Annotated in this window: 6 protein-coding genes; all 6 read left to right on the top strand. The window is 55.3% G+C overall.

The genetic code is table 11. From position 1 onward, the window contains the following. Window positions 1–149: 149 nt before the first annotated feature. From LX87_RS23265 to LX87_RS23240, 6 genes are read left to right on the top strand one after another with little or no spacing between them, the layout of a single operon-like run. Window positions 150–575: an ATP-binding protein gene (locus LX87_RS23265; RefSeq protein ID WP_111630701.1), complete on the top strand. Its 426-nt coding sequence runs from the start codon at window positions 150–152 to the stop codon at window positions 573–575. A 29-nt stretch (window positions 576–604) separates the two neighbouring features. After that, window positions 605–3,730, top strand: coding sequence for a WD40 repeat domain-containing protein (locus LX87_RS23260; protein ID WP_111630700.1), 3,126 nt, complete (start codon window positions 605–607; stop codon window positions 3,728–3,730). A gap of 22 nt (window positions 3,731–3,752) precedes the next feature. Then, entirely contained in the window at window positions 3,753–6,392 is a 2,640-nt protein-coding gene (locus tag LX87_RS23255) for a TonB-dependent receptor plug domain-containing protein (protein WP_111630699.1), read from the top strand. 59 nt (window positions 6,393–6,451) lie between these two features. Beyond that, window positions 6,452–7,036 (top strand): GNAT family N-acetyltransferase, encoded by a 585-nt coding sequence (locus LX87_RS23250; protein WP_111630698.1) that lies wholly within the window; start codon window positions 6,452–6,454, stop codon window positions 7,034–7,036. Further along, a complete protein-coding gene (locus LX87_RS23245) occupies window positions 7,008–9,581 on the top strand; it encodes a HEAT repeat domain-containing protein (protein ID WP_170139440.1) in 2,574 nt (857 codons plus the stop codon). Before LX87_RS23250 ends, LX87_RS23245 begins: the two co-directional genes overlap by 29 nt. Continuing rightward, window positions 9,571–13,353, top strand: a complete 3,783-nt coding sequence (locus LX87_RS23240) for a sensor histidine kinase (protein ID WP_170139439.1) — start codon at window positions 9,571–9,573, stop codon at window positions 13,351–13,353. Before LX87_RS23245 ends, LX87_RS23240 begins: the two co-directional genes overlap by 11 nt. Window positions 13,354–13,377 lie beyond the last annotated feature (24 nt).

Raw genomic sequence — 13,377 nt, 5'->3', positions numbered from 1 at the left:
TGGCACGGTTAAAGGTGGGTACTGAGTTTCCAGATTTTTACCAGACGGCCATCGGCCGTTTCAACCCGCCACAATACAGCGAATAAGCTTTCACTGTCCCAATCGATCAGCCCGTTGGCTGAGCAGTATCAACTCTCAATTCGATAACGATGGAACGCAAAACGTTTCCGGGTACGCTTGATTCGCTGGCTGACATCCGTCAGGTAGCCAAAGAAGAAGCGCAGCGGGTCGGTTTATCCAAAAAAGCCGCTTACAATCTGATGCTTGCCATCGATGAAATAGCCACCAATATCATTGTTCATGGCTACGAAGAGGCCGGGCGGAGCGGCTCAGTCGATGTGGTTACGGAGGTGGCTGATGGGCAGTTGATCCTGACGCTGGAAGATGATGCCACTCCGTTTGATCCCCTCCAGCGCGATTTGCCCGGCGAAGAAACCTTTACCCAGCCGCTGGAAGAGCGACCCATTGGAGGGATGGGTATTTATTTGACGATCAACGGTATTGACGAGTTTCGGTACGAGTTTGTCAACAACCGGAATCGTAACATTTTCATTTCCAGAATCGGTGAAAAGTAAGCAGGTACGAATTAACGGCGGGTTACGGAATGGTCGAGGTATACAATAAGATCACCTATACAAATCCTTTTCCCGGATTGCGGAGCTTTGAACAGGAAGATGCCTACCTGTTCTTTGGGCGCACAAGCCAACTGCGTAACCTGAAGGAAAAACTCGCCTATTCGCGTTTTCTGGCAATTATCGGTTCGTCGGGCAGCGGAAAATCGTCGCTGGTCAAAGCCGGCCTTATTCCCGAGCTGGTGAGCGGAAACCTGAAAGCGTCTACCGACGACCCGTGGCAGGTGGTTTTTTTTAATCCGGAAGCCACGCCGATCCGTAATCTGGCGCAGAGCCTGCATCAGACGTTTAGTCGGCAGAATCATGCCTTTGCCGAACGGTTTAGTCCGCAGGAAGTGGAACGCTGGCTGCGGACTGATTCCGTAGCCTTGCTGGACTGGTGTAAGCAGACCAATGTTTTGCTGGTAATCGACCAGTTTGAAGAGCTTTTCCGGTACCACCAGGCAGACGAGGATCAGGGTGAAGTCATGCAATTTATCAACCTGATCCTGACGCTGAGTCATCATGCTTCGTCCTCGGTTTACGTGGTGCTGACCATGCGCTCGGATTATCTGGACGAATGCACCGATTACGAGGGACTTACCGAAGCCATCAACAACGGCTATTACCTCTTGCCCAAGATGACCCGCGACGAAGTCCGGGAGGCCATCGTAACGCCGGTGCAGGTGATGGGTGCCACTATTTCGGAGGAGCTGATCGATCGTTTGCTATCGGACATTGGCGAAAAGGTTGATCAACTGCCGATTCTGCAACACGCGCTGATGCGTACCTGGAACTACTGGCAGCTAAAGCGCACCTCGGGTAATCAGATCGAAGTGAGCGATTATGAAGCCATCGGCACCATGCAGAAGGCGATTACCGTCCACGCCGAAGAGGTTTATGAGAACCTGCCCGACGAGCGGAGCCGACTGGTAACCGAGAAAATATTTAAGTCGCTGATCGTCCTGAATGCGGGCAATACCGGTCTGGTTCAACCCCTATCGGTGCGGGCCATGGAAAACGTGACGGGGCTGGACAGTGGCTTATTATGTAACGTCCTGAACCGGTTTCGGGAACCGGAAGTTGCCTTTCTGACGCCATCCACAACGGTGAACACCGAGGACGGGCTGATCATTGACCTGAGCCACGAACGACTTATTCACCTGTGGGACCGGCTTCATACCTGGGTGAAGGAGGAAGTGGATTCGGCCAAGTTTTATCGGCAGGTGAGCAACTCGGCCACGCTGTATCACGAAGGGCGCACGGGCCTGTGGGTCAACCCGGAATTGCAGATTGGCCTGAAGTGGCTGACCGAAAACCGTCCGACACCCGGCTGGGCCAACCGGTATGATCCGTACCTGGAACGGGTGATTAACTTTCTGGAATACAGTCGTGATCAGTATGATTTTGCCGTTCGCAGCAAAGAGGAGCGGCAGAAGCGAGAACTCCGTCGGGCGCGGTTTTTCGCTATTTTTCTCGGAATCGGTTCGCTGGTTTCGCTCTTTTTCCTGATTGTCTCAGCGGTTTTACGGGCGCAGGCGCGACAAAGTGAAGAAGCGGCTATTGCCGAAAAAAAGATTGCGTTGTTTGAGCGAAACCGCGCCGAAGAACAAACGCGGGAAGCCATTACGCAGAAAAAAATCGCCGAACAGCAGGAGCTTATGGCGGAGCAGCAGCGGCACCTGACGGAAGAACAACGGGTCATTGCGGTACGGGGGCAACAAACCATCGAACTGAAACGCCAGGAAGCGGAAGCGGCCCGGCAAATGGCCGTGGCCCAGAAACAACAGGCCGATGGGGCCCGCAGAGAAGCCGAACAACAACGCAATCGGGCGGAACTGTCGCAGAAAGACGCCGAAACGCAGCGGTCCGTGGCGGTGCGCTCCCAGCAGTATGCCGAACAGCAACGGGGGAAAGCCGTGGCCCGCACCTTGTCGTTACAGGCGCTGCAAATGGCCGAAAATAGCGAGGACGATTTACCCGCCCTGCTGGCCCTGGAAGCGTATCAGCTGAACCTCCGCAACGGCGGACTGCCCGACAATCCGGATATCTTCAATGCGCTCTCGAAAGCCGCCAATACCCGTACGGTTTTGCGCCGGCACACGGATGTTGTCCGGGCGCTGGCCGTGCAACCGGGCGCAAGCCGGAACGTCATCGCGTCGGGCAGCGACGACGGAACCATCAAACTCTGGTCCTACGACACCCCCGATCAGGCTCCGCAGTCGTTGGCGGCTCCGCGCCAGAACCTGAACGGCATCCGGTCGGTGGCGTTCAGTCCGGATGGTAAAACCGTGTGGGGCGGCAACGAAAAAGGGATGCTGTACCGCTGGGAAATTAGCCGTGCGCAAAACGCACCCTTGGCCGTCAAAGCCCATACCGGCCCCATGTTGTCGTTGCTGAACACAAACGACGGTTCGCGCCTGATTTCGATTAGCACCGACGGACAGCTTCGCAGCTGGCAGTTTGTAGACAACCGGCTCGATTCGTTGCAAAATACGAAGACGGCCCTGCCGATCTACTGCGCCCGGCTGTCGCCCGATGGAAAGCAGTTGCTGTGCGGATCGAGCAACGGGCGGTTGCTGCGTTTCGATCCGCAAAACCTGGCGGCAAAACCGGTGATTCTAACGCGCCGGGAACTAGGCGACCGCGTGACCGCCCTGGCGTTCAGTACGAATGGGCAGCAACTGGTAACCGGTACGTCGACGGGGTTGCTGTATGCCTGGGAGATGACGGGCGGGAATCTGGCCCAAAATGGGAGTCTGCTCTCGGGGCGGCATTCATCGACGGTAAACGACCTTGTTTTTTCGCCGGATGGAAAGCTGATGGCCAGTTGCAGTGCCGATTGGACCATCCAGATCCGGGATGCGGGGAATCTCATTCATCAGCAGCAACCTATTGTAATTCAGGATTTTGATTCCTGGGTGATGGCCGTACGGTTTTCCGGCGATGGAAAACGGCTGGTGGCGGCTGGGGCCGACCGAACCGTGCGCATCCGGAATGTAAACCCTGCGGATTTGTACAATGAATTGCTGAAAAAAGTGAAGCGAAATCTGACGGTTGACGAATGGAATAAGTACATCGGCAAAGACATCACCTACGAAAAAGTCAAGCCCGACTGACACCGAATCAGAAGCCAATACCATGACGAAGTTATACGGTTTTATTGGAGTCATTACCCTGCTGCTGACGGGTTGGGTCTGCCAGCCGGTCTGGGGGCAAAACCGCTGCGATGAGCTGGTGGTTATTCCCGAGGCTGAGAAGCAGTATGCTATCGGCAAGTTTGAGGAGGTATTTTCGCTGCTGACGCCTTGTCTGGAAAAAAGTTTTAGCGAAAATGCACGCGTGCAGGGGTACAAGATCCTGTCGATGACGTACCTGGCGATTGATTCGCTCCCGCAAAGCTCCCGCGCAATTGCCCAACTGCTGGCCCTTAACCCGAAGTTTGAACCGGATTTCTCGTCGTCTCCCCGTTATAAAGCCCTGTTTCAGCAGGTTCGTGATTTTCAGGAACAGATCGTGCAGGTAACATCGGTATCCAAGCGGGCCGAAAACCTGCTCTACGTACCGGCTACGGTGGTGGTCTTGACGCAGAAAGATTTGGTGCAACGGGGGTACCAGACGCTGGAACAGGCCCTGCACGATTTGCCCGGTTTTGATATGATCAAGGGAAACGGACTGGGCTATTCGAATTTTTACCAGCGGGGGTACCGCTCCACCTCCAACGACCGCACCCTGATTCTGATCGACGGAGTCGAAGAAAACGACCTGGTTTCCAATTCAGTACTGATTGCTCCGCAATACCCCTTGTCGGATATCGAACGGATTGAGGTGATCTACGGACCGGCTTCGACCATGTACGGGGCCAATGCGTTCATGGGGGTTATCAACATCATTACCCGAAATTTTCGGGAACTGCCCGGCCCGGGTCGCCAGGTCGCTTTTACGGGGCAGATGCGGGCGGGATCGCTGCAACGGCAACACGTTGACGGGGTGCTGACGGCAAAAACCCCGGATGTGGCGCTGTCGGTAACGGGACGGTATTTTCGCTCGGAGGAAATGGATTTGTCGCGGTATCCGGAGTGGAACTTCGGCTCCCGAACGGCCGCCGACTATACGGGGCGACTGGATCTGACGGGTACCAATAAAGACGGCGTCTATTTAGCGCAGGACTACATCAGGCGCACCAACCTGACCAATCGTTTTCCCGGCAGCAACCTGTTTTCGGTCGATTACGCCCCCGACGGTACAGCCACCGCCATTCGGTTAAGTCCGCAGGGCGCCGACCGGGCCGCCCGACTGGACAACAACCTGTTTGGAAACGTGCTGAACGGCCAGCCCGTCACCTTCAGCAATACCAAACGCGACTGGTTTGTGCGCGCCAAGCTGGAATTCAAAGACCTGACCATTTCGTACCTGAACTGGAAAACCGATGAAGGGGCCATGCCCTGGTATACGAACCGTTCGACGCTGGCGACGGACAAGAACCCGCGTTGGGTCACCGCCGACCGCGCTTTTTCGATCACCTACACCAAAGCGTTCAGTGAAAAATTTCAGATCCTCAACCTGGCTTCGTACCTGCTGCACGAGATCAGTGGCGCTACCAGTCTGGTAACCTATAACGGGTATTACAACGGTCGCCTGGGTTTGCTGGAACTGGCCCGGGATTCGGTTCCGACCGCTACTACCACCTACCAGCACCGCGTATCGACGCAACTGCGCAACGAACTACGACTGTTCTGGTTTCCAACGGCTAAAGTGAGTGTGAGTGGGGGCGTTGAATTCCGGAGCGGGTTGATTCAGGGCAATTACATCACGTCATCGCGGGCGCTGGCCGACGAAACCGGCGGATTAGCCATTATGTTGCCGGGCGGTAATAACTTCAAAACCGCCGATGTCGGGGTGTATTCCCAGGTGACGTACCAGGCAATGAGCGCGCTCAAACTGGTCGGCGGACTGCGGGCCGATTACAACCGCATTCGGAAAAATGGCGGTTACGGGACGGTGGTAAACCCCCGGCTGGCCGCTATTTACAGCCGGGGCCGGGCCATCTTCAAGGCCATGTATGCGGAAGCCTTTAAAGATGCTTCGTTCCTCCAGAAATACGGCACAACCGCCACCCGCCAGCTACCGAACCCGACGTTGCTGCCCGAACGGGTCAATAACCTGGAATTCAGCACGCACTACCAGTTTACCAAACAGTGGAGCATGAACGTTGTCGGTTTTCTGGCCAATTACAGCAATGCTGTTGGTACGGCTTTCGTACCGTTCGAGTCGGGGCAAACGCAGCAGTTTCAGGCAATTGGCAAACGCCGGATCTGGGGTCTTCAGGGCGAAGGTTCCTTCAAATCCACGGGATGGAACGGTTGGTGGAATTTTACGTACACCAATCCGTGGGACCACGATGCCCGTCTGCGCATCAGCGACATTGCGGATTTCATGGCCAATGCCGGGCTGCATCGCCAGTTTACCGCCCGGCTGGGTGGGTACGTTTCGGCCAATTATGTGGGCGCCCGGAAAACAGGCCAGGGCACGTCGGGCAGTCTTAATCCCATCCAACGGTTTGATCCATTTGTGGTGCTGAATGCCAACCTGACCTACCGGATTCCGGTATCGGGACTGTCGGTGCAGGCGTCGGTCCGTAACCTGTTGAATACGGAATATTTCGTGCCGGGCATCCGGGAAGCCGATGGCAGCAACTATGCCGCGCGGTTTCCGCAGGATCGCCGGACGGTTTCGGTGGGACTTTATTACACGTTAAGCCCGCCGGAAAGCGGGCGGTAAGGCTCCCGGAGTCAGAATGCAATGCACAGGTTACGAGCCCTCCAGATTTTTTAACTGATATGAAAACGCTAGTCATACCCCAGCCTTACCAACCCGAGGAGGTCATTTTTCCGGATCGGATGGATGAAATTGGTGCCCTGCGGGTGCTGGCCTGGCGCCATGAACCCGGCGCTGATCCGGCTTTTTTTACCAAACAGTCGTGGATCGAACCACTGGACGAAACGGCGTTTCACTGGATCATTCGGGATCAGGATCGCGTTGTGGCCTCGGCCCGCATGAGTCTGCATCCAACCATTGAAGAGGCTCCGTATGCCAATCTGTTACCAGCTTCCTGCCGGGCGGTTTTAGCGGGGCAAACCATTGCGTCGTTCAACCGGCTGGTGGTCGATCCGCAGTTCCGGGGGTTGGGGCTGTCGAAACGGCTCGATCAGGCCCGTCTTCAGATGGCGGCCCGGCACCAGGTTGGCCGGGTTGTGACCTCCACGCAGCTGGCCTTCCGGGTGAACTCCCTGCTCAAACTGGGCTTCTCGCCGTTTTGTGAGCTGCGGAATGTGCCCGAGCGCCCCGAATGGCCCTTGTTTTTTATGGAATACAACCTTCATAATCGTCCAGCGGATGCAAGTGCAACGGAACACAATCGCTAAGCTCCTGAGTTTGCAGGCCGGAGAAGAAGAAACCGTCTGGTTGTTCGTGGCCTACTCGTTGCTGATGGGGGCTGCGGGAGCGGTTTTCTTTACGGCCACAACGTCCCTGTTTCTGATCAATTTTGATCGGACACAAATGCCGCTGGCGTTTATGGCCAGTGGTTCACTGGTCTATATTCTGGGCCAGGCGGTGAAGGGCTTACGGCAACGGGCCAGCTTTGTGCGGGTGAACGGCTATCTGCTGGTTTTTCTGCTGCTTTCCATTGGCGGGCTGGTGCTGGTGGGTAGTTCGGGCGCCAACAAATGGCTCTATTTTATGCTGTTTCTCTGGAACCGGGTGTTTGTTTTCGTGAACGGTATTACGTTCTGGGCCACCGCCGGACGGATTTTCAAACTGAGCCAGTCCAAACGGCTGTTTAGCTTTATCAGCACCGGCGAAGTGGTCGCGTCAATTTTTAGCTACTTCTCCGTTCCGCTGTTGCTGAAGGTGATGTCGACCCACGATCTGCTGTTTATCTGCCTCTTTTTCCTACTGCTTTGCGTGGGTCTGATGGCGTTTATTTACCGGAAATTTGGCGAGCGGCTGGCCCTGAGTCCACTGGCGGCCGTTTCGCCGGAAACCGTTCCTGCGCTGGCCGACGATTCTGTCAACCGGAAACCGTATTATAGGTTACTGGCTCTATTGGCTTTTATGCCGGTTTTTGGTCTGATTTATGTCGAGTACCTCTTTACGGTTCTTTCGAAGGAGATTTTTCCCAATAAAGAAGTACTGGCCAGCTTTCTGGGTATTTTCTTCGGCATCTGCGCGGTGATCGAACTGCTGATCAAATCCTTTCTTTATAACCAGCTCATCAGCACGTATTCCATCCGGACGGGAATCATCCTGCTGCCGCTGGGGCTGGCGGGAAGTTTTGCCCTGGGATCAATCTACGGCACGTTTTACGGGACCACCTCACTGTTTTTTGCGCTGATGGCCGTCAGCCGGTTTCTGATGAGTTCGGTGCGGAAAGCGATCAGTGAGCCCGCTTTTCAGGTACTGTTTCAGCCGATTCCGCTGGCGGAACGAACGTCCTTGCAGAGCTACATCGAGAGCGTTCCGAAAGCGTTGGGCAGCCTGCTGCCGGGTTTGCTGCTGTTGCTGCTGACCAATGTGGGTTTTATCGATCTGGTGGAACTGAGCTACCTTTTTCTGGCCATCGCAGTGGGCTGGTCCGTTCTGGCTTTCCGGGTGCAGGCTGGTTACCGCGATATGCTTCAACTGGCCGTCCTGCGCTCCATTCGGTCCGCTGATTCTGCCGATGAGGCATCCCCTGAAACCGAACCGACCGAAGCGCGACCGACAACCGCTACCGCTTTTACTTTTCAGGAAATCGAGACGCTGGTGAGTTCGGACCAAACCGAAGGCCGCATTCGGGCGGCTGAAGCACTGGGTCGTTCCGATCGGTATCATGCCTACAAGCATCTGTTGACGCTGTTGCAGGATGCCGAACCGTCGGTTCGGCGGGTGGCACTGGAAGCGGCCGGGCAGTCCGGTCGGTCGGAACTCTGGCCCAGCTTGCTGGAACACCTGCGTATGCCGGCTTATCAGGAAGTGGCTGGTTCGGCTCTGTGCGCCATTGGTGAGCCGGTTGTGCCGACGTTGATCCGGTTTTTTAACCAATCTCAAAAGGTTGGTGAATTGCAAATCCGGGTGGCGGGAATTATTGGCGAAATTGGCGGAGAAACCAGTCTGCGGTTTTTGCGTACTACCCTGAATCACCCCATTCTGGCGGTTCGCCATCAGGTATTCAACGGGTTGAAGCGGTTGCGGCACCGGGCTACCGTTACTGAGCGTTCGCACGTGCTGGAGCAGATTGACGAGCAGATCGCCCTGCTGGTGTGGGTGGCCGCTGCCCGGCTGGATTTGAACGCTCTGGGTGAGTCGTCGCCCATCGCCCGGGCGTTATGCGAAGAAGAAAAACGGGTGATCCCGAATCTGTTCAACCGGCTGGCCGTCCTGTACGGTGATGATCGGTTTGACCTGATTAGTGAATTGCTAACCCACCAGGTCGACGACATTCGGGAGTATGTCATTGAGCTTTTAACGACCACCGTTCCGGATGAAGTCAAATCCGATTTGCTACCCTTGTTTACCGATATGCCGCTCCTGGAACAGGTTCGGCGGTGTTCGGTCAATTACCCGCAGCAGCAACTGTCGGTGGGGCAGCGGCTGCGCGACATCATCAACAAAGACTTTAACGCCATTTCGTCCCAGCTCAAAGCCGTTGCGTTGCTGGAACTTCCCGAAAACGATTCAGCCGACCCGACAACCCTGCTCGTTGCGCACACCATTGCGCCGGATGAGGGCGTGGCCGAAACCGCCCTGTATGTTTTGAAACAAGTGAATCCGGCCCGCTTTGCCGAACTGGTTCGCCAGATGCAAACCGATTCGGAACGGGCCGCAATAAGCCGTCGGGTGGCTGATGGGCTGGAGCCGGAGCAGCTTCGACTCTGGCCGTTTATCCAGTCGTGGTACGCCGACAAACAACCGTCTTATGTGCATTGATAACCAACAAATAACGCGAGGCCGCTGGAAGAAACCGAGTCCTGTACGGGGCTTTTGGCTGGCATTGGGTTGGCTGCTCAGTGTAACGCTGGCCTGGGGGCAAACTGGGCCCGCGGATGAGATTGTGCCTCCGGCCCGGTTCTATTCGCCCGATCAATACAATGCCCACAGTCAGAACTTTGCCGTTACGCAGGATCAACGGCGTGTTCTGTACATGGGTAATTTTGCCGGTGTTCTGGAGTACGACGGGTTGGACTGGCGGACAATTCCGACGGCAACGATTTCCAAAGTGTCTTCTTTGCTGCGGGCGGAGAATGGCAACATCTGTGTCGGTGGTAACGGCGAGTTTGGGTATCTGCGGCCTGATCCAACCGGAAAGCTCCAGTTTGTCAGTCTGAGCCAGAACGTCAAAGGCCGCTTTAACGAAATTATTGCCATTCTGGAAGCGCCCGACGGTATCTATTTCATCGCCCGAAATGCCCTGTTTCGCTGGGATGGCACCGTGGTGACGGAGTGGAATACGACGTTGAATATTCTGTCGGCCTTTCAGAGCAATCAGCAAATTTACGTTTTTCAGCAACGCAAAGGGCTGAGTATCCTCCGGTCGGGAACGCTGGTTCCGGTGAACCGCAGCAGTCAGGTGCCCGTTTTATACGATGCCGTAGCCCTGCTTCCGTTGGGTTCCGGCGAATCGCTGCTGGTGACCAGTAATCAGGGCGGTTTTCGACTGGTGAACAATACCGTCGAGCCTTTTGAGAACCCCCTGAATACCTATCTCTCGGTCAATCAGGCGACGTGCGGAACCCGTCTGCCCGACCAGTCGCTGGCGATCAGTACACTCCGGGGTGGTATTGTTCTGATGACGCCCGACGGCCAGCTAAAGCAAATCGTCCGGGGCATTGCCGGCGTAACCGACCAGATGACGAATGCGATGTTTCCCGACCGAGAAGGCAATCTGTGGCTGGCCCTCAACAACGGAATCGCTCAACTCGAAATCCCTTCGCAGCTTTCTTTTTTTAGCGGATCGGCCCGGCAGATGGGTGAGGTGATGGACATAAAGCGCGTCGGCGAGGTGGTTTACCTAGCTACGGTGAACGGTTTATTCCGGATCGAACAGTCGGAGGTGCGGCCGGTACCGGGCCTGAGTGTGAGTTGTTTTGCGCTGGCCGACGTTGGTGGAACGTTGTACGTGGCCACGAGCAAAGGCGTGTTCCGGGTAAAGAACGGTGAGAAAAAAGCCATCACCCAGGAATATACCCTCAGTTTGAAGGGCTCCCGTCGCGATCCGTCGCGGTTGTACGCCGGAACCGAGAACGGGCTGCGGGTGCTGACGGTTTCGGACAACCCGCGGGCTGCGTCCTCTTTTTTTATGGAACTCGATGAGCGGATTTTCGGACTTGAGGAGGATCCGCAGGGGAATATCTGGCTCGAAACGCTAACCCGGGGGCTGCACCAGTTCCGGCCGGCTACCAACCAGGTGAGTCAGTACACCAATTTGCAGGGGTTGCCCACGCTGCTTTATAACCGACTGGCGACTACCTCGCTGGGTCTGCTGGTGTGTAACGAAAAAGGCATTTTCCGCTACGATCCGCAGCAGGACCGATTCGAAGCCTTTAACCCGTTCAATGATGGGCGGCCGGCGGCCGATCACTGGCATAACGCGTTGCTGGAAGACCCGCGTGGTAACTTCTGGACGGTGGGCGGTGACAAAAAAAAGGTGGTCTTTTACCAGAAACAACGGAACGGATTCCGGGCGGAGTCCACACCGTTTCTGCCGGTTTCCACGTCGCCGATCAATGTAATTTATCCCGACCGAAACGGAATCGTGTGGATGGGCGGGCGCGACGGCCTGATTCGGTATGATGCCCGGGTTTCGAAGCGGTATGACCAGCCGTACGATGCCCTGATCCGCCAGATCCGGACGGGCGAAAATACCGTTCTGTTCAACGGTTTTGAGGGCGCGAGTGAATCGTCCGCCGGTCCAAACAAGGCTCAAACGGCTCTGCCGTACCAGGGAAATTCCATCAGTTTCGAATTTTCGGCGGCCAGTTATCCGACGGCAAAGGGGCTTCAGTTTCAGTATAAGCTCGAAAACTTCGACAAAAACTGGTCAGACTGGACGGCTGAAAACTGGAAAGAATACACCAATCTACCGGCGGGAACCTACCAGTTTCGGGTCAAAGCCCGGACTATTTACCAGCTGCCCAGCCGGGAAGCCACGTATTCATTTACGGTTTTGCCACCCTGGTACGGACGCTGGTGGGTGATTGGGTTGCTGGTCATCGGAGCAGGCGTGTTACTGGTAGCCCTGGTGCGCTGGCGGCTGGCGGCCGTGGTCCGGGAAAAGCAGGCGCTTGAAACGCTGATTCAGGAACGAACGGAAGAGGTCGTTCACCAGAAATCGGAACTCGAAAAGCAGTCGGAAGAATTGGCGATCAAGAACGATCAGCTCGAGAAAATCGACCTTTTCGTGCAATCGATTAATGCCGAAATTGATTTTGCCAACCTGTTTCAGACGGTTTTGGCTAAGTTTTCGGTGATCCGGAATATGAATGGGGCGAGTTTCCTGCTCTACGACAAAAGCACCGGCACGTTTCGGTACAAGGCGTTAAAAGGCAGCCACGATCTGTCGCACGTTGAGTCGGTGCAGTTGAGCCCGGAGCAGGCCGAACAGCGGTTTTTGTCGCAAGCCGTCGAAATTCAGGAGAATATTTACCTTAAAAAAGAAGTGCATTTTGAGCCGTTGGGCAATGCCCTGGATGACCTGACGCCCCCGCAGACGCTGGTGACGCTGGTGATTGGCAACGAAGACGGTATTGACGGGTTTATTACGCTCGAAAATACCGTTCGCCCGAATGCGTTCGATCAGCGGGATCTGAACATGATCGGGAACCTGAAGGAGCACCTGATTGCAGCTTTCATCAAAACGCGTCTGCTGGAAGACCTGGAGCACACGCTGAACGATCTGAAAAATGCGCAGGGCGAACTGATCCGGCAGGAAAAACTGGCCTCGGTGGGGCAGTTGACCAAGGGCATTGTAGACCGGATTCTGAACCCGTTGAACTACGTCAACAACTTTTCGCAATCGTCCGATGACATGATCGATGAAGTCATCGAAACGCTTCAGAAGCAGCCCGACGGGGTGAGCGCCGATGTCATGGCCGATCTGATCGACGACCTGGGCATTCTGAAGAAGAACCTGGCCAAAATTCAGGAACACAGCAACAGCACGACCCGCATTCTGAAGGATATGCAGCGGCTCCTGAAGGAGAAGTCGCGGGATTTTCTGGAAACCGATCTCAACATTTTTGTCGAAAGCAAGACGCGCACGCTGATTCAGGAACTGAAAGGTGAATACCGGGATCTGGGCGTCAATCTGGTTCTGAAACTGGACCCGCAGCCGGTCCGGACCCGACTGTTGCCGTACGAATTCGGGCAGGTGGTGCAGCATATTGTGAGCAATTCATACTATACGCTCTTTGAAAAAAGCAAGACCGTCAGCGGGTTTATGCCCGAAGTGCAGATTGCAACGGAGCTGGAAAATAGTCACGTGCGGCTGCGTTTTCGGGACAATGGCAAAGGGATTCCATCCAGTGAGCTGGCGCGGTTGTTTAGCCCGTTTTTTACCACCAAACCAACGTCGAAGGGTACGGGACTGGGGTTGTTTATGACCAAAGATATTGTCGAATTACACAAAGGGAAAATTGAAATCAATTCGAAAGAAGGCGAGTACACGGAAATTGTCATGGTGCTGCCAGCCCAGGTCGGGTAAAATCGTTCAGCATCCTTTATCACT

Source organism: Larkinella arboricola (genome assembly GCF_003259745.1).
Classification (GTDB): Bacteria; Bacteroidota; Bacteroidia; order Cytophagales; family Spirosomataceae; genus Larkinella; species Larkinella arboricola.
This window is presented reverse-complemented; position numbering and strand designations above follow the sequence as displayed.

What these genes read in the sequence shown, in the direction of transcription:
- LX87_RS23265 (WP_111630701.1), top strand. Translation starts at nt 150, where the DNA reads ATGGAACGCAAAACGTTTCCGGGTACGCTTGATTCGCTGGCTGACATC.
- LX87_RS23250 (WP_111630698.1), top strand. Translation starts at nt 6,452, where the DNA reads ATGAAAACGCTAGTCATACCCCAGCCTTACCAACCCGAGGAGGTCATT.
- LX87_RS23240 (WP_170139439.1), top strand. Translation starts at nt 9,571, where the DNA reads ATGTGCATTGATAACCAACAAATAACGCGAGGCCGCTGGAAGAAACCG.
- LX87_RS23260 (WP_111630700.1), top strand. Translation starts at nt 605, where the DNA reads ATGGTCGAGGTATACAATAAGATCACCTATACAAATCCTTTTCCCGGA.
- LX87_RS23245 (WP_170139440.1), top strand. Translation starts at nt 7,008, where the DNA reads ATGCAAGTGCAACGGAACACAATCGCTAAGCTCCTGAGTTTGCAGGCC.
- LX87_RS23255 (WP_111630699.1), top strand. Translation starts at nt 3,753, where the DNA reads ATGACGAAGTTATACGGTTTTATTGGAGTCATTACCCTGCTGCTGACG.